This is a genomic window from Streptomonospora litoralis, from assembly GCF_004323735.1.
Lineage (GTDB): Bacteria > Actinomycetota > Actinomycetes > Streptosporangiales > Streptosporangiaceae > Streptomonospora > Streptomonospora litoralis.
The window spans coordinates 4,511,887-4,532,837 of sequence record NZ_CP036455.1 but is presented as its reverse complement, the minus strand read 5'-3'; the positions used below and the strand labels follow the sequence as shown (position 1 = coordinate 4,532,837).

At 70.1% G+C, this 20,951-nt stretch carries 18 protein-coding genes; 7 read left to right on the top strand and 11 right to left on the bottom strand.

The features are described 5' to 3' along the window. Positions 1–35: 35 nt before the first annotated feature. Together rlmN and EKD16_RS19000 are read left to right on the top strand one after the other, a co-directional pair. Positions 36–1,133: a 23S rRNA (adenine(2503)-C(2))-methyltransferase RlmN gene (gene rlmN / locus EKD16_RS19005; RefSeq protein WP_131099706.1), complete on the top strand. Its 1,098-nt coding sequence runs from the start codon at positions 36–38 to the stop codon at positions 1,131–1,133. 48 nt (positions 1,134–1,181) lie between these two features. Continuing rightward, positions 1,182–1,658 carry a VTT domain-containing protein gene (locus EKD16_RS19000; protein WP_242677058.1) on the top strand — a complete coding sequence of 159 codons (477 nt, stop codon included), beginning with the start codon at positions 1,182–1,184 and terminating at the stop codon, positions 1,656–1,658. A gap of 33 nt (positions 1,659–1,691) precedes the next feature. Here the strand turns inward: EKD16_RS19000 and EKD16_RS18995 are convergent, their stop codons facing one another. Then, entirely contained in the window at positions 1,692–2,177 is a 486-nt protein-coding gene (locus tag EKD16_RS18995) for an Lrp/AsnC family transcriptional regulator (protein ID WP_131099704.1), read from the bottom strand. Positions 2,178–2,413: 236 nt separating this feature from the next. Between EKD16_RS18995 and EKD16_RS26535 the strand changes: the two genes are divergently transcribed. Together EKD16_RS26535 and EKD16_RS26530 are read left to right on the top strand one after the other, a co-directional pair. Then, positions 2,414–3,052, top strand: a complete 639-nt coding sequence (locus tag EKD16_RS26535) for a hypothetical protein (protein ID WP_341351848.1) — start codon at positions 2,414–2,416, stop codon at positions 3,050–3,052. Continuing rightward, entirely contained in the window at positions 3,049–3,570 is a 522-nt protein-coding gene (locus tag EKD16_RS26530; RefSeq protein ID WP_341351847.1) for an RNA-guided endonuclease InsQ/TnpB family protein, read from the top strand. The genes EKD16_RS26535 and EKD16_RS26530 overlap by 4 nt, the downstream gene beginning before the upstream one ends. An 86-nt stretch (positions 3,571–3,656) precedes the next feature. On the opposite strand, the gene EKD16_RS18985 is transcribed toward EKD16_RS26530, so the two are convergent. After that, the gene (locus tag EKD16_RS18985; RefSeq protein WP_131099702.1) at positions 3,657–5,282 is read right to left on the bottom strand and encodes a PucR family transcriptional regulator; all 1,626 of its coding nucleotides are present in this window, start codon (positions 5,280–5,282) and stop codon (positions 3,657–3,659) included. A gap of 149 nt (positions 5,283–5,431) precedes the next feature. Here EKD16_RS18985 and EKD16_RS18980 point away from each other — a divergent pair, with 149 nt between their 5' ends. Further along, a complete protein-coding gene (locus tag EKD16_RS18980) occupies positions 5,432–6,724 on the top strand; it encodes an aspartate aminotransferase family protein (protein WP_131099700.1) in 1,293 nt (430 codons plus the stop codon). Positions 6,725–7,267: 543 nt separating this feature from the next. Here EKD16_RS18980 and EKD16_RS18975 read toward each other — a convergent pair. The 7 genes from EKD16_RS18975 to EKD16_RS18945 all read right to left on the bottom strand — a co-directional run bounded on the left by EKD16_RS18975 (position 7,268) and on the right by EKD16_RS18945 (position 14,889). Continuing rightward, positions 7,268–7,429 (bottom strand): hypothetical protein, encoded by a 162-nt coding sequence (locus EKD16_RS18975; RefSeq protein ID WP_341351846.1) that lies wholly within the window; start codon positions 7,427–7,429, stop codon positions 7,268–7,270. A gap of 302 nt (positions 7,430–7,731) precedes the next feature. Continuing rightward, positions 7,732–8,532, bottom strand: a complete 801-nt coding sequence (locus tag EKD16_RS18970) for a carbon-nitrogen hydrolase family protein (protein WP_131099698.1) — start codon at positions 8,530–8,532, stop codon at positions 7,732–7,734. A 234-nt stretch (positions 8,533–8,766) separates the two neighbouring features. After that, positions 8,767–10,731 (bottom strand): glycoside hydrolase family 127 protein, encoded by a 1,965-nt coding sequence (locus EKD16_RS18965; RefSeq protein WP_131099696.1) that lies wholly within the window; start codon positions 10,729–10,731, stop codon positions 8,767–8,769. 3 nt (positions 10,732–10,734) lie between these two features. Continuing rightward, positions 10,735–11,547, bottom strand: coding sequence for a carbohydrate ABC transporter permease (locus tag EKD16_RS18960; protein WP_131099694.1), 813 nt, complete (start codon positions 11,545–11,547; stop codon positions 10,735–10,737). Then, entirely contained in the window at positions 11,544–12,554 is a 1,011-nt protein-coding gene (locus EKD16_RS18955) for a carbohydrate ABC transporter permease (RefSeq protein WP_131099692.1), read from the bottom strand. The genes EKD16_RS18960 and EKD16_RS18955 overlap by 4 nt, the downstream gene beginning before the upstream one ends. Next, positions 12,551–13,810 (bottom strand): sugar ABC transporter substrate-binding protein, encoded by a 1,260-nt coding sequence (locus EKD16_RS18950; protein ID WP_131099690.1) that lies wholly within the window; start codon positions 13,808–13,810, stop codon positions 12,551–12,553. The genes EKD16_RS18955 and EKD16_RS18950 overlap by 4 nt, the downstream gene beginning before the upstream one ends. 56 nt (positions 13,811–13,866) lie before the next feature. Then, positions 13,867–14,889: a LacI family DNA-binding transcriptional regulator gene (locus tag EKD16_RS18945; protein ID WP_131099687.1), complete on the bottom strand. Its 1,023-nt coding sequence runs from the start codon at positions 14,887–14,889 to the stop codon at positions 13,867–13,869. Between the two features lie 241 nt (positions 14,890–15,130). Here EKD16_RS18945 and EKD16_RS18940 point away from each other — a divergent pair, with 241 nt between their 5' ends. Then, entirely contained in the window at positions 15,131–16,846 is a 1,716-nt protein-coding gene (locus EKD16_RS18940; RefSeq protein WP_165498611.1) for a carbohydrate-binding protein, read from the top strand. 194 nt (positions 16,847–17,040) lie between these two features. On the opposite strand, the gene EKD16_RS18935 is transcribed toward EKD16_RS18940, so the two are convergent. Further along, positions 17,041–17,679 carry a phospholipase gene (locus EKD16_RS18935; protein ID WP_131099685.1) on the bottom strand — a complete coding sequence of 213 codons (639 nt, stop codon included), beginning with the start codon at positions 17,677–17,679 and terminating at the stop codon, positions 17,041–17,043. A gap of 279 nt (positions 17,680–17,958) precedes the next feature. Further along, positions 17,959–18,705 (bottom strand): hypothetical protein, encoded by a 747-nt coding sequence (locus EKD16_RS18930; RefSeq protein ID WP_131099683.1) that lies wholly within the window; start codon positions 18,703–18,705, stop codon positions 17,959–17,961. Between the two features lie 787 nt (positions 18,706–19,492). On the opposite strand from EKD16_RS18930, the gene EKD16_RS18925 reads away from it, so the two are divergent. After that, positions 19,493–20,896 (top strand): GH1 family beta-glucosidase, encoded by a 1,404-nt coding sequence (locus tag EKD16_RS18925; protein ID WP_131099682.1) that lies wholly within the window; start codon positions 19,493–19,495, stop codon positions 20,894–20,896. The last annotated feature ends 55 nt before the right edge of the window (positions 20,897–20,951 follow it).

Sequence of the window (20,951 nt, the reverse complement as noted above, 5' to 3'; positions counted from 1 at the left end):
GCCGCCGCCCAGCCTCCGATCCGCCTTGGACACCGATGCCTGCCGAGCTCACTTTCGCCGCACCGCGCAGGGCCGCGCCGCCCCGCCACCTCGCCGACCTCAGTCCCGACGAACGCCGCGGCGTCGTCACCGAACTCGGCGAGAAGCCCTTCCGCGCCAAGCAGCTCGCCCAGCACTACTTCGGTCGGCTGGAGTCCGACACTTCCGCGATGACCGACTTGCCTGCCGAGGTGCGGGACCGGCTCGGCGAGGCGCTGCTGCCCACGCTGCTCACCCCCGTGCGGCACATCACGTGCGACAACGGAATGACCCGCAAGACGCTGTGGCGGGCGTTCGACGGGGTCCTGTTCGAGTCCGTGCTGATGCGCTACCCCGACCGCATCACGCTGTGCGTGTCGTCCCAGGCCGGCTGCGGGATGAACTGCCCCTTCTGCGCCACCGGCCAGAACGGCCTCACCCGCAACCTCTCCACCGGTGAGATCGTGGACCAGGTGGTGGGCGTCGCGCGCGATCTGGCTCGCGGCGACGTCGCCGGCGGCCCGGGCCGCATCAGCAACGTCGTGTTCATGGGCATGGGCGAGCCGCTGGCGAACTACCGGCGCGTGCTGGACTCGGTGCGCCGGATGACCGACCCGGTGCCCGGCGGGCTGGGCATGTCCCAGCGCGGTGTCACCGTCTCGACGGTGGGCCTGGTGCCGGCCGTCGAGAAGCTGATCGCCGAGCGCATGCAGGTGCGGCTGGCCATCTCGCTGCACGCCCCCGACGACGAGCTGCGCGACGAGCTGGTGCCGGTGAACAACAGGTGGAAGGTCGACGAGGTACTCGACTCCGCCTGGCGCTATGCCGACAGCACCGGCCGCCGCGTCTCGGTCGAATACGCCCTGATCCGCGACATCAACGACCAGGCGTGGCGGGCCGACCTGCTGGGGCGCCTGCTCAAAGGCAACCTGGTGCACGTGAACCTGATCCCGCTGAACCCGACTCCCGGGTCGAAGTGGACCGCGTCCCGGCCCGAGGACGAGCGCGAGTTCGTACGCCGGCTCGAATCGCACGGAGTCCCGGTCACCATCCGCGACACCCGCGGCCAGGAGATCGACGGGGCCTGCGGACAGCTGGCCGCCGCGGAGAAGTAGCCTGCGCCCGGACCCGCCGCCCGGCCCGTGACAACCGGAGCTGACGCTGTGACCGAGTTCCTGACCCGGATCGGGCCGGCCTTCCTCTTCGGCGCCGCGTCCGCTCTCTTCCCGGTGCTGAACGTCGAGCTGTACCTGGTCGGCATGGGGGCGCTGGGCGGCGGAGTGCTGTTCGGCATGGCGGTGGCGGCCGGACTCGGCCAGACACTTGCCAAACTGCCCTACTACTACGTGGGCCGCGGCGCGCTGAACATCCCCTGGCTCAAGCGCCGCGCCGAGACACCGTCGCGGTGGGCCGAGCGGATGGAGCGCTGGCGCGCCAAGGTCGAAGGGCGCCCGCTGTGGACCACGGGACTGGTCGCGGTCAGCTCGCTCACCAGCATCCCGCCGTTCATGGTCGTCGCCGTGCTCGCCGGTACGCTGCGCATGCCGCTGGTGAGCTTCGCCGTGGTGACCTTCCTGACGCGCACCGTCCGCTTCGCGGTCCTCGTCTACGCTCCCGGCGTGGCGATGGCGCTGCTCTAGGCCCTGCTTAAGTAGGGGAGTGGGCGCGCAAGGTCAGCGGGTGCCCCAGGCGCGGCTCTGCTTGCGCGGCTTCAGGTACAGGAAGGTCTCCGTGCCGGTGACGGCGGGCACCGCGCGGATGGCGCTGAGCAGCTCCAGCAGTCGGTCGTCGTCGGCCGCCACGATCTCCACCAGGATGTCGAAGGACCCGGCCGTCACCACCACATAGTCGACCCCCGCCAGTTCGCCGATCTCGTCGGCCACGGCGGTCAGGTCGCCGTCGGCGCGGACCCCGATCATGGCCTGGCGGCTGAAGCCGAGCATCACCGGGTCGGTCACTCCCACGACCTGGACGACCCCCGTCTCCAGCAGGCGCTGGACACGCTGGCGCACGGCCGCCTCGGACAAGCCCACGGCCTTGCCGATGGCGGCGTAGGAGCGCCGTCCGTCCTGCTGCAGCTGCTCGATGATGCGCTTGGCCGTCACATCGAGAGGGGCGTTCTTCCGAGCGGCCGGCGCCGAATCGTCGTGGTCGGTCACAGAGTCCTCCGATTGGCACTAAAGGCGGTTCTCGCGCCACGTGGGCCGTGAATTGGTGGAGAAGGGAACTCACTTCGACTGAATCAAAATACTTCAGCCGATTTTAGCGAGGAGCCCCGGCTCTGCAGAGCCGGGAGGAATCGCTTCTCATCACGGCCCCGCCCCGAATACGTGCACGCCTGCGGATATCGGCGTTCGGCCCCCGCCGGGGCGGCGGTGATCGTAGGATCACCGCTGTGAAGCTCGTCGTGCAGGTCAAACTCGTGCCCGATGCCGCACAGGCGTCCGCGCTGTCAGCGACCCTGCGCACCCTCAACGAGGCCGCCAACCGGGTCTCGGCGGTGGCCTTCGAGCACGGTGTGCCGCGCGAGTACGAGCTGCGCAAGCACACCTACGCCGACCTGCGCGCTCAAGGACTGGGGGCCCAGGCGGCCCAGCACACCATCAAGAAGGTCCGCGACGCCTACACCACGCTGGCGGCCGACATCCGGGCCGGCCACCTCGGCAAACCCGGCAGCAAGCGCCGCCATAAGGCCGAGTCCGCGCCGGTCGCCTTCCGGCCCGAGGCCGCCCACCCCTTCGACGACCGGTGCCTGTCCTGGCAGTACGACCAGCGGACCGTCAGTATCTGGACCACCGCGGGCCGGCTGAAGAACGTGCGCTTCGCCTGCTCCCCCGAGGCGCTCGAAATGCTGGTAGAGCACAGCCAAGGCGAATCCGACCTGGTCGAACGCGGCGGCGTGTTCTACCTGATGGCCACCTGCGAGGTGCCCGAAGCCGAACAGTATGAACCGGACGGGTTCATCGGTGTGGATCTGGGCATCGCCAACATCGCGACCACCTCCACGGTTACCGGGCGGCCGGGCGGGGCTTGAACCGCCACCGCAAGCGCCAGGCCGCCCTGCGGGCCAAACTCCAGGCCAAGAAGACGACATCGGCGAAACGCCGGCTGAAGACGCGGCGGCGCAGGGAAGCGCGCCACGTTGCGAACACCAACCACACCATCGCCAAGCAGATCGTGACCGAGGCTGAACGCACCTCATCCGGTATCGCCCTGGAAGACCTGACGGGCATCCGGCAGAGGGTACGGCTTTGCAGGCCCCAACGGGTCGCGATCCATTCCTGGGCCTTCGCCCAGCTCGCCGCCTTCATCACCTACAAGGCCAAGCGGGCCGGGGTCCCGCTGGTGCAGGTGGATCCGGCCTACACCAGCCGGGAATGCGCCGAATGCCATCACATCGACACGAGGAACCGCCTCGATCGGGCCCGGTTCGTGTGCCGGTCGTGCGGGGTCGTTGCCCACGCCGACCGCAACGCTTCCCGCACCATCGCCGTACGCGGCGAGGCTGCGTGGAATGCGGGGCGTGCGTCACGCGTCCCTGCCGCCCCGTAACAGGGGTGTCTGGACGGAGGAGCCCACCCGCCAGCCAGGCGGGCGGCTACCTCCAAGCCCGGCCCTTCAGGGCCTTCAGGGCCGGGTCAAGTTGACGAGGACAGCCTGCCCCGGACCGAGTCCAACGACAGCAGCGCCACATGCAGCGAAAGGGAGGTCTCGACCGAGTCGAGATCGGCCTCCAGCACATGGGAGATGCGCCGCAACCGCTCGTAGAAGGCCGGACGCGAAAGGTGGGCGTGCGAGGCGGCCAGCGCCTTGTTGCGTCCGGCCGACAGGTAGTGGCGCAGCATCTCGGTGAGGTCGCTGCCGTGGCGTGCGTCGTAGTCCAGCAGCGGCCCCAGCTCCCTTTCTACGTAGGTCTGCAGGCGCTCGTCGTCGCGGAAGAGGTGCAGCAGACCGCGCAGGTGCAGATCGGGCAGCCGGTAGAACGGGCGGTCGCCGCTGCCGTCCTGCTGGTGCAGCGCGACGTCGCCCACCTGCCGCGCCTCCAGGAACGACCGCCGGACGTCGCGGACGCCCTCGGCGGTGGAGCCGACCGCCAGCACCGACTCCGCGCCGACCCGCTCGCGGATGGCCTCCGCCAGCCGGTGCAGGTGCGACTCCAGGCCGCCCGTCGCCGGGACCGCCATCAGCACGCCCACCCGCATGTCGTCGATCGATCCCACGAGCGCCGTCGCGCGCAGCGCCCGGCAGGCGCGGGCCACCCCCTCGGCGGTATCGGAGAGCCGCGCCTGTGCGGCCAGACCGGTGCCGGGCTCGCGCAGCCGCAGCACCAGGCCTACCAGCGGGCGTCCGGAGAGGGGGACTCCGACCGCGCGGGCCCGCACCAGCGCCTCCTCGGGGTCGGAGTAGGCGCGGTCGATGATCCCGGCGATGATGGTGCGGTGCGTCTGCCGCTCCAGGCTCTCCTGGTGGCGCTCCAGCAGGCGCCCCAGCGCCAGTGTGGTGGCCGCGCGCTCGATCAGCATGGTCTGGCGCGGAGTCGGCGCCGCACCGGTGATCAGGATGAGCCGCCCCCAGTCCTGGCCGCGGGCGCCCACCATAGTCACCAGCCAACCGGTGGGGGAGTCGTGGGTGGTGCGCCCCCGGACGCGCACGCCGCGCGAACGGTTCTCCCACGAGGCCAGCAGCCGCCCGGGATCCTCGCCGTTCAGGTCGCACACCAGCACCTGGTGGGCCAGGTTCTCCAGCACGACCGGGCAGCCCGACAACTCGGCGATCTCGCGCAGTACCCGGGCCGGGTGCGCCCCCTCGACCGAGAGTTCGGTGAACACCTCGTGCAACCGCTCGGATTCGCGCAGCTCCTCCAGCTGCTGGTTGACCACGCGAATGTGCACGGCCTCGGTGATCTCGACGAACCGGGCCTCGCGCTCCAGAGCCACGACCGGGATTCCCGCGTCCCCGGCAGGGCGCAGCAGCTCCTCGGGCAACTCCGCGCGGTACTTGCGGCCCAGCTCGACGGCGATCCCGGCGACGCCCGCCGAGGCGATGCCGTCGATGTAGGCCTGCAGGGACTCGGGGTCGTCGGGCATGGCGATGCCGGTGGTCAGCACGAGCTCGCCGCCGCGCAGCAGGTGGGCGAGGTCGGTCACCTCGGCGATGTGCACCCAGCGCACCGTGACGTCGAGACGGTCGGCGCCGACCGCCACACGCGGGCGCGCGCGCTGGACGGCCGGAAGTTCGAGCACGTCGGCGAGGGTGGGCAGCACGTATCCAGTCTAGGCCCGCCTTTCCGCCCGCACCCGGGACCGGACGGTGCGGCGCGCGCTCGCCGCGAATGACACGGTGTCAACCGGACACGGCCGATACCGACACCTTGGCGCTGGCGGGCAGGCGCCGCACGGGTGAGACTGAAGCCATGTCGGAACTGCTCGCTCGCCACCGTGCCGTGATGCCCTCGTGGCTCGCCCTCTACTACGACCACCCGATCGAGATCACCGGCGGCAAGGGAGTGCGCCTCACCGACGCCGACGGCAACACCTACCTCGACTTCTTCGCCGGCATCCTCACCAACATGCTCGGCTACGACGTCGCCGAGGTGCGCGAGGCGGTCGAGCGCCAGCTCGCGACCGGCGTCGTGCACACCTCGACCCTGTACCTGCTGCGCGGCCAGGTCGAACTCGCCGAGAAGATCGCCCGGCTCTCCGGCATTCCCGACGCCAAGGTCTTCTTCGCCAACTCCGGAACCGAGGCCAACGAGACCGCGCTCCTGCTGGCCACCTGCGCCCGCGGCAGTGATCAGGTCCTGGCGATGCGCAACGGCTACCACGGCCGCTCCTACGGCACCGTCGCCGTCACCGGCAACCGCGGCTGGAAGAACTCCGCGCTGTCCCCGCTGAACACGCACTACCTGCACGGTACCGACCGCGATGCGCCCGCCTTCCGCGCCATGTCCGACGCCGAGTACATCGACGCCTGCGTGGCGGACCTGCGCGACGTGCTCGCCACTGCGACCGCCCGCGACGTCGCCTGCCTGATCGCGGAGCCCGTCCAGGGCGTCGGCGGCTTCACCATGCCTCCGCCCGGACTGTTCGCCGCCTACAAGGAGGTCCTCGACGAGGAGGGCGTGCTGTTCGTCTCCGACGAGGTGCAGACCGGCTGGGGCCGCACCGGCACCGGGTTCTGGGGGATCAGCGAGCACGGTGTCGTCCCCGACGCCCTGACCTTCGCGAAGGGCCTGGGCAACGGGTTCGCGGTCGGCGGCGTGGTGGCGCGCGGCGACCTGATGGACGGCCTCACCGCCAACGGCGTCTCCACCTTCGGCGGCAACCCGATCGCCATGGCCGCGGCGAACGCCACGCTGGACTACGTGCTCGACCACGACCTGCAGGCCAACGCCGCCCGCCTGGGCCCGGTCGTGCTCGACGGGCTGCGTCCGCTCGCCGAGCTGGACACGGTCGGCGCGGTGCGCGGCAAGGGCCTGATGTTCTCGGTCGAGATGGTCGAGCCCGGCGGCGGAGCGCCGTCCCCGCAGCTCGCCTCGGCGGTGCTGGAGGCGGCGCGGCGCCGCGGCCTGCTCATCGGCAAGGGCGGGTTGCGTGGCAACGCGCTGCGGGCGGCTCCGCCGCTCACCGTGGACGACGCCGACGTCCGCGAGGCCCGCGACATCCTCGTCGACGCCGTCACCGAGGTCGACGCCCAGGCGCGCTGACCCGGCTCTCCCGGCGGCCGGCGGCCCGGCGGGCACTGCGGCCGCCTGCCGTGCGGTGCCGCGGCGAAGGCGCCGCACGGTGGGCCGCCCTACCCGCGGGCCGACCGCCCTCGCTTGCGAACCCGGGCAGGGAGCTCCGCCATGAGCGAGTACGTCGCCCATTGGATCGGCGGCGAACGGCGCAGTCGGAACTTCCGGAGCGAATTCCGATACCCAGCGTCCTGTGCTCAGCACAAGGAGTATGGTGGACCTCGTGCCGCCGCGGCCCGACCCGGCCGCGGCGGCATTCCGGACGATCCCGGACGCGCGCTCTTCCCCTCCTCCCCATGGAAGCGAGTGCGTCGGTGGCGCCGCTCCGGGACCGGCTCCCCCTGGTCCCGGAGCGCGCCGCGCGCCGGTGGCGAGGGCGACCCTCGATCCCCGCCGGTGTTTCCATCGTCGGTGGCCGAGCGCAGGCCGGCACGCGGTCGGCGACCCCGGCGCGGTCGCGTCTTCGGCGGTCCCCGCCCCGTGGTGGGAACGGCCGGTAGGGCCGGTGCCGCCTCAGTGGGCGACGAGGGCGTGTTCGAGCGCGCCGGCGGAGTAGTCGGCGGCGAACCCGGCGCACTCCTCGCAGCCGAGCAGTTCGCCGCCCTCGGGCGACTCCCCGAGGCGGTGGCGGGGCCGCGGCCATCGGGCGTGGCAGACGGCGCAGGCGCCACCCATGAGCTGCGCGAAAGTGAGTGCCCCAGCGTCGAAGAGGTGAATGTCGGTTGTGTCCGAATTTCCGATGTCTGAATCGCACATAATGCTCAGACCGCTCAACGTCCTTGCTCCCCCCGTGGTTTAGGACAGTCTGGCGGGCTTGCGGTGATCGGGTCTTATTGAATCAGAAGCGCTCTGCAACCGGAATAGCCCAGGCCGAATTTTGTTACTCAGAGCCGAAGTTCGATAACCATCTGTGATGGAGGGAGAATGGGCAGCCGTGCGATCGGGGGTGAAGGCAGGAAATTTCGGACACCTCACCGTCAGGTGACGGGAGTCACCCTGAACCGGCGCAGGCGCAGAGCGGGGTTCTGCGTCCGCACCTGCGCCAAGCGGTTCTCGGAGATAGGGGCGACCGCAACCCCGGTCTGCTCACCGAGGGACACGACGCGGGTGCCCATGGGGTCGACGATCATGCTGTTTCCGGCGCCCGTCGGAGCGTTCTGCCCGGCCGCCGCCACGTAGAGGGTGTTCTCGATCGCACGCGCCCGGACCAGCGTCTCCCAGTGGTCCTCCTTCAGCGGCCCCGGCACCCACTCGGCGGCGAGCAGCAGCACCTGCGCGCCGGAGTCGGCGATGCGCCGGGTCACCTCGGGGAAGCGCAGATCGTAGCATGTCTGCAGGCCGAAGGTGAGGCCGCCGAGGGAGAACGTCTGCGGCTCCTCGATCTCTCCGGGCTCGACGACGTCGGACTCGGTCACTCCGAAGGCGTCGTAGAGATGCAGCTTGCGGTACCGGGCCGCGATGCCGCCCCCGGGGTCCAGCGCCACCAGCGTATTGCGGAAGCGGGTGCCTCCGGCCACCTGCTCGTTCACACCGGCGACCACCACCGCGCCGGACTCGGCGGCCAAGCGGGACAGGCCGCCGACGAAAGCCCCGTCCAGCGGCTCGGCCGCCTCCACGAACCGCTGATCGGTCCGCGGCGCGGTGAACATCGCGTACTCGGGCAGCAGCACCACCCCGGCCCCGCGCTCGGCCGCTTCGGCGACCAGCCGTCCCGCGGTCGCCAGGTTCGCCATTTTGTCTTCGCCTGGGGCGAACTGCGCGACTGCGACGTGGACCATGGGACTTCCTATCTGCGTCGACGGTTCCGGTGTCGTCGGCCCTCAAGCGAAGGCGGCGCCGAGCGAAGCCGCCGTCCCTCTCGGGTGGCGATGACCTGATTGTCCCCAAGGGAGTGAGGGCCGACCCGGTACGGGGGCCGTCCACGCGAATTCGCCGGCGAGCGCCGCAGTTCGCCGACGGGGAAACTCCGTCGAGCCGGACCTGATCCGCCCCTTCGGAGGCGCTTTCGCGCGTCAGCGGCCGGTCGTCGCCGGTGACCCGTTAGGGGCGGCCGGGAGGAACACCCGCATCGCCGAGCTTCCCCGCCGCGCCCATCGGTAGTAGGGGACGAGGGGCACATCGCGCCAAGCGGACGCGCTGTCCTCGCGCGATGGCGCCGCCGACGACCGGTACGGGGGGTACCCTGCGGCGCCCGCCGGGTTCGGGGGGGTCTCCACCGGGGTCATCCACGCGACCGCACCGTCTCCTTCGGCCCGCGGCGGGTGTGCGGCGTCGATGCGGACGGTGTCGAGCGACCATGATACCGGCAGGTCGAGCGATTCCGCGCAGAGCACGAGCGGTCCGCGCTCGACGGCCACGCAGCCGCGTACCGCGTCGATGCGGACATCAGGCCAGGTAAGGCGGGGTTCCATCGGAAGATGGAGGTCGACGATCGCCCCGGGGACGAGCACGCCGCGGACGTGCGCCCAACCGGGTGCGACGCCGCGCTCGCCGGCGTGATCGGCCAGCGTGGCTCCGTGCGCCCAGTCCGGAATCCGCAGCCGCAGCTCAACCTCGCGATCGGGCGCCGCGACGACCTCGACGCGTACGGCGCCGTCGTGCGGGTATTCGGTCGTGATGCGCAGCACGAGTTCACCGCCCCCGTCCAGAGCCGGGCGAAGTTCGCCGGCCGCGTACTGAAGCAGTGTCACGGTGTCGCCCTCGACCGAGGCGGCGTAGCCCTGCCAGGCCGCGAGTGTGCGTGCGAGATTCGTCGGGCAGCACGAGACGTCGAACCAGGGCGCCCGCACGCCCCCCTCGGCACGCGGGTTCACCTGGTCCGGCCGTATACCGGCAGCGGCGGTGCGCTGGTGCAATGGGTTGGCGTAGAAGAAGGAGCGCCCGTCGGGGCTCGGAGAGGCGGCGACCACGTTGTAGAGTGTGCGCTCCATCAGGTCCGCGTAGCGCACCTCGCCGGTGGAGAGGTAGAGCCGCCACGCCACCATGACGGAGGCGATCCCCGCGCACGTCTCGGAGTAGGCGCGGTCCGGCGGCAACTCCCAGTCCTCGCCGAAGCCCTCGTCCTGATGGCGCGAGCCCATGCCGCCGGTCAGGTAGGTGCGTCGCTCGACCGTGCGCTCCCACTGCCGCTCGACGGCCTCCAGCAGCCCCGTGTCGCCCGTGTCAGCGGCCACGTCGGCTGCCCCGGCCGCCAGGTAGAGCGCTCGCACCGCGTGGCCCCGCCACACCGCCGCCGCGCGTACGGGGACGTCGTCCTGGAAGTAGGACGCGTCCAACAGCGGGATCGCTTTCAGCGTGCCGTATCCGCGCCGTTCCACGAACAAGCGCGCCTGCTCGGTATAGCGGGGTTCGTGCAAGACGCGCCCCAACTCGGCGAGGCCGAGCTCGATCTCCGGGTGCCCGCACAGGCCCGCGCGGCCGTCCGGTCCGAACTGGCGGCATACCTGATCGGCGGCTCGGCGGGCGACCTCCACGAGTTTGTCCGGCCCGACGGTGCGCGCCCGCGCGGCGGCGGCCTGCAGCAGGTGGCCCGTGCAGTACAGCTCGTGTCCCGATGCCAGGTCGGAGTAGCGAGGCTGCTGTCCGGCGTGTCCGAAGCACGTGTTGAGGTAGCCGTCGCCGTCCTGCGCCGCGGCGACCCGGTCGACGAGCGATTCGAGCAGCGCATTCACCCAGGCTTCGCCTGTACGGCCGTATTCCCAGGCCAGGGCCTCCAGCAACTTGTATATCTCGGAATCGGAGAACTGCCACCCCGGGCGGGAGTCCTCGGTCGCGCCCTCCGACACCCGGTCGAAGTTCGCGGTCCAACCCAGCCGGTCCATCCAGTCCAGGCAGTGGCGCAGGGTGTTGCGCGAATTCGACCGCTGCATCCGTTCCCAGAAACCGTCGGCCAGTCGGAACTCGTCCAGTCCGATGCCTCGGCGCGGTCCGGCGGCGGGCTCGACGATAACGGCGGAGGCGCGGGTGTCGTTGTCCACTTATCAGTCCTTCACTGCGCCGGCGGTCACTCCGGCGGCCACGTAGCGTTGCGCGACGACCAGCAGGATCGCCGCGGGAAGGGACGCCACCACGGCGGTGGCCATGATCGCGTTCCACTGGGTGGTGTTGTTTCCGATGTACCGGTAGATGCCGAGCGTGATCGGGACGAACTCTCCCGCCCGGTTGAGTGTGGAGGCGAAGATGAAATCCGACCACGCCCACAGGAAGGCGAACAACGACACGGTGACCGTCGAGTTCCTGCTGACCGGTAGCACGATCGAGCGGAAGATGCGCCACACCCCGGCGCCGTCGATGCGCGCGGCCTGGACGAGTTCGCGCGGGATGCCGGCCATGAACGTCGAGTACAGCAGCACGCCGAAGGGGACCGCGATCGTCGAATCGGCCACGATCAGGCCCCAGACCGTGTTGAGCAGGCCCAGGTTCACATAGACCGCGTAGAAGCCCATGGCCATGACCACCGCCGGAATCATCTGGGCCGCCAGCAGCAGGAAGTTCAGTGTGCGCCCGCCGCGCAGCCGGAGGATCGCGAGTGCGTAACCGGCAGGAGCCGCGATCACGACGGTCAGGGCGACACAGCCGAATCCGATCACCAGGCTGGTGCCCAGCGCCGGCAGTTGCTGCGCCAGAGCGGAGGCGTAGCCGTCGAATGTCGGGGCTGCGGGGAACCAGCGCGGGGTGCCGCGCAGATCCTGGGTCCGCGTCAGCGACACGTTCACCATCCAGTAGACGGGGAACAGCATGAACGCGGTGAGCACGACTCCGAGCGCCGTCTTCCACCAGGGGCGGGCGGTCATTTTCTCTCCCAGGAACGCTGCATCCGCAGATGGATGAATCCGAACACCAGCGCGAGGACGATCAGCAGATTGCCGATCGCGGCGGCCGGGGAGAACTCCGGCTGGCCCGTGCCGAATGCCTCGCGGTAGGACCAGACGGCGAGGATGAGCGACGCGTCGCCCGGTCCGCCGGTCGTCATGATCCACACGACGTCGACCACCTTGAGGGTGTAGATGAACCCGAGTAGCAGGGTGATGGCGGTGACCGGGCGCAGCAGCGGAAAGGTGATGTGCCGGAACCGCTGCCAAGCCGAGGCCCCGTCCAGGGACGCCGCCTCGTAGAGCTCACCGGGGATCTGCTGCAGACCGGAGTACAGGATCACCAGGTTGAACGGGATGCCCAGCCAGATGTTGGCGATGATCACCGAGATCAGGGCGGTCTCCGGCGAGGTGAGCCAGTTGATCTGCTGGCCGCCGAATGCCTCGATGACCGAGTTCACGATCCCGTTCTCGCTGTTGAGCATCCACGCCCACGTCGACGACGACACGATCAGCGGCAGCAGCCACGGCACCAGGAACAGCGCACGCAGCACACTGGACAACCGGAAGTTCGCCCGGAAGAACACGGCCAGCACCAGGCCGATCGCGTACTGGAACGCGATCGACACCAGAGTGAACACCACCGTGTTGAACAGGGCGACCGGGAAGGTGTCGGAGGTGAACACCTCAACGTAGTTCGTAAACCCGACGAATTCGGGATCGCCTTGCACGAACGCCCGAACGGTGTAGCCGTGCAGGCTGAGCTCGATGTTCCGCCACAGCGGGTAGGCGTAGAACGCCACCAGATACGCCAGGAGGGGAACGGCGAATCCGACCGCGCTCCACTGCTGCGGATCGCCCGGGAAGAACCGGCGGCGTTGCTGCCGCCGAGCCGGTGCGGCGGGCGCTCGGCCCGCCGCACCGCCGCCGGACGCACGCCTCGCCGGTTCGACCGAGGTTGCGGCTGAGTGCAGGAGATTCCTCGTCATTCGCCGGTAGCCGATTCGGCCTCGGTCTGCGCCTGGTCCAGGGCCTCGGAGGGTGTCGCCGAGCCCGAGAGCGCGTTCTGCACCGCGGTCCACATCGCCTCGGAGATCTTCGGGTAGTCGGTGCCGAGGTTGTCGCTCGTGCGGCCCTTGGCGTCGCGCACCGCCTGGACCCACGGTTCGAGGTCGGGCTGCTCCTGCAGCAGCGCCTCCTGGCCCTCGGTGGTCGGCGGGATGTAGTAGGCGAAGGTCGTGGCCGTCTCGACGAAGCCCTTGGGCGTGGTCATGCACTCCACGATCTGCCGGGTGACGTCGTAGCGGTCGGTCTCCGTCTGCAGGGGGGCCACGATGAACTCTCCGCCGGTCGGTGTGGGCGCCACGCCTCCGTCCTGGGCCGGGATCTGGATGACGCCGGTGTCGAATCCGGCTTCTGCGGCGCTGTTGACCTGCCAGGTGCCGTTCACCCCGAACGCGAATTCGCCGGTCAAGAACTCCTCCCAGGTGGTGTTCTGGGAGTTGGTCAGCACCGAGTCGGGGGCATAGCCCTTCTGCAGCCAGCCTTTCCACAGCTCCAGCGCCTCGGCCGCATCGGGCGAGTCGAGATCGCGCAGTTCGGCCCCGGAGCCCCAGAACCACGGCAGGAACTGGAAGGAGCCCTCCTCTGTGCCGATGGCGGCGAAGGTGATGCCGTTGTCGCCGTTGTCGGTGACCTCGGCGAGCGCGTCCGTCAGCGACTTCCAGTCGGTGATCGACTGCGGGTCGACACCGGCGGCCTGCAGTATCTCGGCGTTGTAGTAGAGCCCCAGCGTGTTGGCTCCGATGGGGATGCCGTAGGTCTCGCCGTCCACGACACCCGGGGCCAGGAGGTTCTTGTCGACGTCGCCCACCTCCAGGCCGAGTTCACCGACGGTTGCGAGCATGCCGGTGTCCGCCAGGGTGGGCAGCGCGGGGTTGTCGAGCAGGATGATGTCGGGGCTTGTGCCCTCCTGGGCGGCGAGCAGGGCGCGGTTGGTCAGATCGGTGGTGTCGGAGGGCGTGCGTTCGATCTGCACGCCGGCCTGCTCGCCGCAGTCGCTTACGCGCTTCGCCCAGGCGGAGCCCTCCTGGTGCTGCGGGTAGGGGTCCCACCACGTGTAGGTGTCGGCTTCGTGGCCGCCGCCGGTGCCGGCCGACGAGCACGCGCCGGCGAGGACGACCGATGCGGCGACAACGCTCGCCGACACGGTGCGGGTGGCACGGGTGCGTCTGCTGTGGAGCATGGGGGGTTCCTTCCTGAATGGTCCCGGGCACGGCACGGTCGGCCCGGGGGAGTCGGTCACGTCGCAGGCGGCGGGGCGGTGCTGCCCCGATCCACCAGATCCGGCGAGATGAACCGCACTACGTGGGGGGCGTCCGCGGGGGTCTCCTGCTCGATCCGGCGTACGAGTTGGCGCACGGCCATGCGCCCGAGCCGGTCGGGGGCGCTCTCGATCGAGGAAAACGGCAGCGAGAATGTCCGGGCGAATTCGTCGGAGTAGCGCCCGATGACGGACAGGTCGTCGGGCGCCGACAGGTTGCGTTCGTGCATGACGGTGGGCAGTGCCGCCGCGGCGGCCTCGTTGTTGAGCAGGAGCCCGGTGGCGTTCGGATGGGCGTCGAGGAGGGCATGCAGTTCGCGCCCGATTTCGGGCTGGGCCGAGGAACCGTAGACCGCGTGCAGAGTGACGTCGCGGGCGGCGGCGGTCTCGAGCGCGGTGTTCTGGAGGCGCCAGACGTAGGCGCCGCCGCGTTCGATCACATGCTCGGGCTGCGAGACCAGAATCAGTTCACGGTGTCCGCGGGCGTGCAGGTGGGCCACCATGCTGCGGCCGGATTCCTCGAAGTCGAGATCGAACACGTCCACGCCGGTGCAGTCGCCGGGCAGGCCCACAAGCGCGCCGGGCTGCGCTGCGGCCCGCAGCACCGGCAGGCGGTCGTCCTGATCGGCGACGTTGAGCAGGACGACGCCGTCGACCATGCGCGAGTCGGTGATCCGCTTGAGGGCCGTGGGCCCGTCCGGGTCCGAGCTGAGCAGGATGTCGTATCCGGCGTCGCGAGCGGTGTTGGCGACGCCCTGGATGTACTGCAGCATCGCCGGCGCGAATTCGTCGGGCAGGAACTGGGCCAATAGGCCGATCACCCTGGTCTGGGAGGTGGCCAAAGCCCGGGCTCCGGCGTTGGGGGCGTAGCCCAGCTCGGACGCCGCCTGGCGGACCCGCTCGCGCACCTCGTCGGAGACGGCACGCCTGCCGCTGAGGGCGTAGGAGGCGGTCGAGCGCGCCACGCCTGCGACGCGGGCGACGTCCCCGATGGTGACCATGACTTGTCTCCCTTGTTCCGTGCGAACCGGTTCGAACCATAGCCCGACGTTTCTCGGGTGTAAACCCGGTGTCAACTAATAACCGCAGATCAAAGCTTTGTTGCGATAGGGGTCTTGTGGCGAACACCGTTCGAAACTAGCGTCTGCGAGCGAAAAGGGCGTCGAACCGGTTCGCCGCCTATACGGGGTTCTGCATACGGGGAGTCACACATATGCGACACGTCCGACAAGGAGTCACCCCATGCGTCGCACCGCACACCGAGCGTTGACGCGCCTATCCCTCCTCACTCTTGCCGCGGGCACCGTCATGGTCGCCCCCGCCGGTCCGGCTTCCGCCGCCGGCCTGACCCTGACCGTGGACGTCGGCGAGGTCGTGCGCCCCGCAACGCAGGTCGCCTCGGGCGGCCTCTACGGCGTCGCGTCCGACACGCAGCCGAGTACCGGCATGCTGCTGCCGCTGAATCCGACGAGCTTCACCCAGCCTCCGCCCGGAACCACCCACCTGCCCAACGGCGCCACCGAACCGTGCTGCGGCGCCCTTGAGGCCGGCCCGAACATCACGCGGGCCGGCGCCCAGCAGTTCATCCGGCTCCCGGACATCTATCCCGACTTCCCCTATCAGTGGCAGGGCTGGAACGACTGGGAGCAGAAGGTCACCGGGATCGTCCACGAGAGACTGGCCGCGACCGGGACGACCAACATCCGCGGCTACGAGCTGTGGAACGAGCCCGGCTGGACCTGGGACACCGAGGCCGCCGGCTCCTTCCTGGACGGCTGGACCCGCACTTTCCGCCTCGTGCGGTCGCTGGACGACACCACCCCCATCGTCGGCCCGAGCTGGGCGCACTACGAGCATGAGCGGATGCTCGAATTCATGCGGCACGCCCGCGACACCGGCACACTGCCCGACGTGATCGTCTGGCACGAACTCGGTGACATGCAGTGGGACTCCTTCGACGACCACGTCGCCGACTACCGCGCGATCGAGGAGCAGCTGGGCGTCGCGCCGCGCCCGATCGCGATCAACGAGTACAACAGCCGCAACCAGATGGACATCCCGAGTGTGGCGGTCCACTGGATCAGCGTTCTGGAGCGCCACGGAGCGCGCGAGGCGCACCGCGCGTTCTGGTACGAACCCGGCACGTTCAACGGGTTGTTCACTTTGAACGGAGAGCCGACCGCCTCCTACTGGGCGTACCGCTGGTACGGAGCGATGTCCGGCAACATCGTGCGCACCACGCCCGACAGCTGGATCGACGGCGTGACCTCCTACGACTCCAGTAGGAAGATCGTGAACACGGTCTTCGGCGGCGATTGGGGCGACAACACCGTCCGGGTCGAGGGGCTTGAGGGATTCGGCTCCGCGGTCGACGTCGAAGTCCGTTCCACCCCGGGCTCGGGCCGGCACACCCGCGTGTCCTCGCCCACGGTCGTGACCGACACGACGATGCAGGTCGACAGCGGTTCGATCACCGTCCCCATCGAGGGCATGAACGCCGAAGGCGCCTACCAACTACTGGTCACCCCCGCCGACGGACCCACCTCCTCTTGGCAGCAGGTCTACGAGGCGGAGAACGCCACGGTGGTCAACGCCGAGACCCTCTCCTCGGGCAGTGCGTCGAACGGGTACTACGTCGGCAGAATCGACGGAAGCGCCGACATGCGCTCGGACTCCTTCGTGGACTTCACCGCGAACGTGCCCGAGAGCCGCGACTACACGATGACCGTCAGGTACGCCAACGGTACGGGGGCGGCCTCCACCCACGGCCTGGCCTACAACGGCGGCGCGTGGTCCACGGTCTCCTACGAACCGACGGGGGGATGGGGCGAATTCGGCACCACCGACGTGACCGTCTCCCTGGAGGCCGGATACAACGTCATCCGGTTGGCGAAGGGCTCCCCCGGCTTCGGCGGCGGCACCGGATACGCCGAACTGGACAGCATCACGCTGTCGTGACCGCCCGCCGCTGAACGGGCCGGGTCCGTGCGGGCCCGGCCCTTACGTCGTCCCGGGGCCATACGGGCGGCCCAGGCCCGTCCCCGGATCCGCTCGGGGCATCGCCGGCGGTAGGTCGGCCATCAGCCGCGGGACGCGCGATGCGGCGCGCGGGCCGATGGGGGCGGTGGGCGGCCTGCCCCGGGTGTTCCGGCTCAGCGGCCGACCGGGTACTCCTGCTTGATCCGGACGCCGTTCTCCTGCTCGAAGTCGGTGATGAGGCGCTCGGCCTCGCTGCCGGTGTCGGCCCGCTCCAGCTCCTCGTGCACGGCGACCAGCTCGCGGGTCTGCTCACGCACGCCACCGGCGCGCAGTGCCGCCGCGGTGTCTGCGCTCAGGGCGCCGAACTGGCGGACGGCGTTGTAGTAGATGTCGGCGGTGCCCTGGCACAGCCAATCGCCGTCGCAGATTCCGTACAGGTCGTCGCGGAAGTTCCGGTCGATGTTCAGCCGTTCGGCCTCGGTGAACCGGTTCTGCAGTTTGTAATTGCGGTATCCGAAGTCGTGCCGCTTGCAGCCGGGGTCGAAGTCGTATCCGATCGGCTGGTCGGGCGACCAGCTGCAGGAATCGCTGCTCCAGTCGAGCTGGTCGTCGTAGGGCGCCTGGCTGCGGATGCTGATGAAGCTGCTCAGCGACACGCCGTAAAGGTAGTCGTCGGTGACCCGGCGCAGCTCGCCGGGCGGCAGAGCGGCGGCGTTGGCGATCCCGGTGCCGAGGAGGGTGAGCACACCGGCGGCCGAGGCGGCGATGGCGGACTGCACGGCGCGGCGGGCGGGGCGAGCGGGGTGACCCATGGGGGATTCCCTTCCCGGGGTGGCTGTACGGGGTGACTACAGATTGATACGCGAGTGAGCACGCTCGGCGAAAGAGGGGGCATGGGAAACAGGGAGTGATGATTGTGTAACCGGGCGGCCACTTTGCGTCATAATCGCATCGAGGTTGCGGAATATCCGCATTCCTCCGCCGAATGCCGCGGACGTCCCCGACGGCGCCGTGTACGCGATCCGTCTGTGGTGTCCGCCGGCCACGCCGCCGCGGGCATGCCGCGGGTGTGCGCTACGCAGGCGCCACCGTCAGGGCTGCAGGCGGCGGTCGACGACGCCCTCGGACAGGGCGCGGCCTACCTCGTCCAAGTCGTGGAGGTGGCCGACGTGGCCCGTGCGGCGGCGTATCTCCGCGCGGATCGCAGTGGCGATCGGCTCGCTGCGCAGGACCTCGGCCAGCGGCTCGGGCTCCAGGGCGGCGCGCCAGGCGCGCAGGTCCTCCAGGCGGCCGGCGGCTACGGCGTCGCGCGACAGCGGGAGGAGTGCGTCGACGCGCGCCTCCCGAGTGGTGTCGGCGAGCAGGTCGACGTCGACGACCAGACCGGTGCCCTCTTCGCCGTCGCCGACGTGGTGCGCCTGCCAGATCCGGCCGTTGGTGAGGACGACCCACGCGACGCCTTCGGCGGCGGCGTGCAGCTTCGCCTGCCGCAGATTCCGGGCGTCGAGCTCGGTGCCGCAGGGTTTCACTTCGATGAAGGCGAAGAGTTCCTCGTCCAAGGAGATTCCGTAATCGACGGATTCGCCCTTGGTCCGGTATTCGGTGGTGAGGTCCCCGTATTTGTCGAAATTGAGGCCCTCACTGAGGAAATCGGTGACCAGCAGCCGGGTGTCGCCTTCGTTCGCGTCGCGCTCCAGCAGGTCGCCCAGAGGCCGGGTGAAGCGCTCGACCGCCTCGCTGAGGCGGGCTCGCGCGTCGGCCTCCCAGGACGGAGCGGAGCCGCCGAATTCCGGGAATTCCGCGGTCCTGTTCAGAATCTGCGTCGCGTCCGGGTCCATGGGTGTCGCCGTTCCCGCTTCCGTTGTCACCGGCCCCGGCGCGGGGCCGCGAGCGAATGCCAGCCGCCGGTTGGGAACCATAACCGGCGGCTGTGGTCTTGGCAAAACGGGCTCCGTTCGCGTACCCGGTGCGGGCGTCCGAGTGCGAAGGGTCGCGGTATTCTCCGAGGCGCGCGGCGGAATCCTGCTGCCGGCGGCCACCGGGGCGGGGGTACCGACCGACGCCTGCGACGCCTGCGGCGCTTCGGTGCCGAGCGGGCCGTCCCGCGCGCCGCTCGCGCATCATCGGCCCCCGGCCTGCCGCCCGCCGCCCCGGTGGCGGGATAATCCCAGCACATCGCATGTTCAGGCATTGACCCTTTGTGGACGTGTTCCTAACATCCCAAGGGAAGGTGAATCGGTTCAGTAGCCTGTCGGCCGGTTGGTCGACGGCTCCTGAAGCGCTTCGACAGCGGGAGCCGAGAAGGGCGGGCGTGGCCACAAGTGCGAGCGGTGCCAGTGCTCCGGCCACCCGTACCCGGTGCCGCGCGGTCCTCCCGCGGTCGCCTGTGCCGGAATTGTGCCGGTTTCCGGCGGCGCCCGAACCTTTCGTTTCTCGCTCACGCGGGAGTCCGAAGCCGGCCCAGGCCCCTCGCCGCGCTTGGGAGCGCTCCCAGTCGCCACTGCGCCACGCGCCGCCGTTGTCGCCGGCACCCCCAGCGCGGCGCAGCGACACGCCCCCGCCCCCACCCCGCGTCCGCTGCGCTCACGGCGCCGCGGACGGACGACGACCTGAGGACAGGACACCATGACATCGAACGGACTCCCCGAGCTGCCCGCCGACTTCCTGTTCGGCGCGGCGACCGCCTCGTACCAGATCGAAGGCGCCGTCCACGAGGGCGGCCGCGGTCCCTCCATCTGGGACACCTACAGCCACACTCCCGGCGCCGTCGACCGCGGTGAGACCGGCGACGTGGCCTGCGACCACTACCACCGCTACCGCGAGGACGTGGCGCTGCTCAAGGAGTTGGGCGTGGACGCCTACCGCTTCTCCACCGCCTGGCCGCGGATCCAGCCCACCGGCAGCGGCCCCGCCAACCCCGAGGGCCTGGCCTTCTACGACCGGCTGGTCGACGAACTGCTCGGCGCCGGAATCGAGCCCGTGCTGACCCTCTACCACTGGGACCTGCCCCAGGCCCTGGAGGACAAGGGCGGCTGGCGCGTCCGCGAGACCGCCGAGCACTTCGCCGCCTACGCCCGCATCCTCGCCGACCGCCTGGGCGACCGGGTCACCCGGTGGATCACGCTCAACGAGCCGTTCTGCGCGTCCTTCATCGGCCACGCCATCGGCCGCCACGCTCCCGGCACCCGTGAAGGCACACCGGCGCTGGCCACCGCGCACAACCTGCTCCTCGCCCACGGACTCGCCGCCCGGGAACTGCGCGCCTCGGCCGCCGAGCACGGCCGCAGCGCCGAAGTCGGCATCACCCTGAACCTGGACCGGCTCATCCCGGCCACGGACTCCGCCGAGGACCGCGCCGCGGTCGACCGCGCCGAGACCCTGCACAACCGCGTCTGGCTGGACCCGCTGCTGGGCGGCCACTACCCGCACAACGAGGCCGAGACCTGGGGGGAGCTGGCAGACGGCTCCTACCGTCGCGAGGGCGACCTGGAGACCATCCGGCAGCCGCTGGACTTCCTCGGCATCAACTACTACCGCCCGGGCAAGCTGAAGGACGCCCCCTACGACGAGCCGGACCCGGCGCACCGCACCGCCGCCGACATCCGGGTGGCGCACATGCCCTTCGACGGCGTGCGGCACACCGAGATGGACTGGCCGGTGGTGCCGGAGTCCTTCACGGACCTGCTGGTCGACATCAAGGGCCGCTACCCGAACCTGCCGCCCGTGCTGATCACCGAGAACGGGTCGGCCGAGGCCGACCTGGACCGCACCGGCAGCCAGGTGCACGACGGCGACCGGATCGACTACGTCCGCGACCACCTGCAGGCGGTGGCCGAGGCGATCAAGGCGGGCGTGGACGTGCGCGGCTACTTCGTGTGGTCGCTGATGGACAACTTCGAGTGGGCGTTCGGCTACGACCGCCGGTTCGGCATCGTCCGTGTCGACTACGACACCCTGGAGCGCACGCCCAAGGACAGCTACCACTGGTACCGCTCGCTCGTCCGCGAGCACGTCGCCAAGCGCGGCTAACACGGCTAGCGCGGCCGGTGCGGCCGGTGCCTGTGGCGCGGCCCGCGATGCTGTG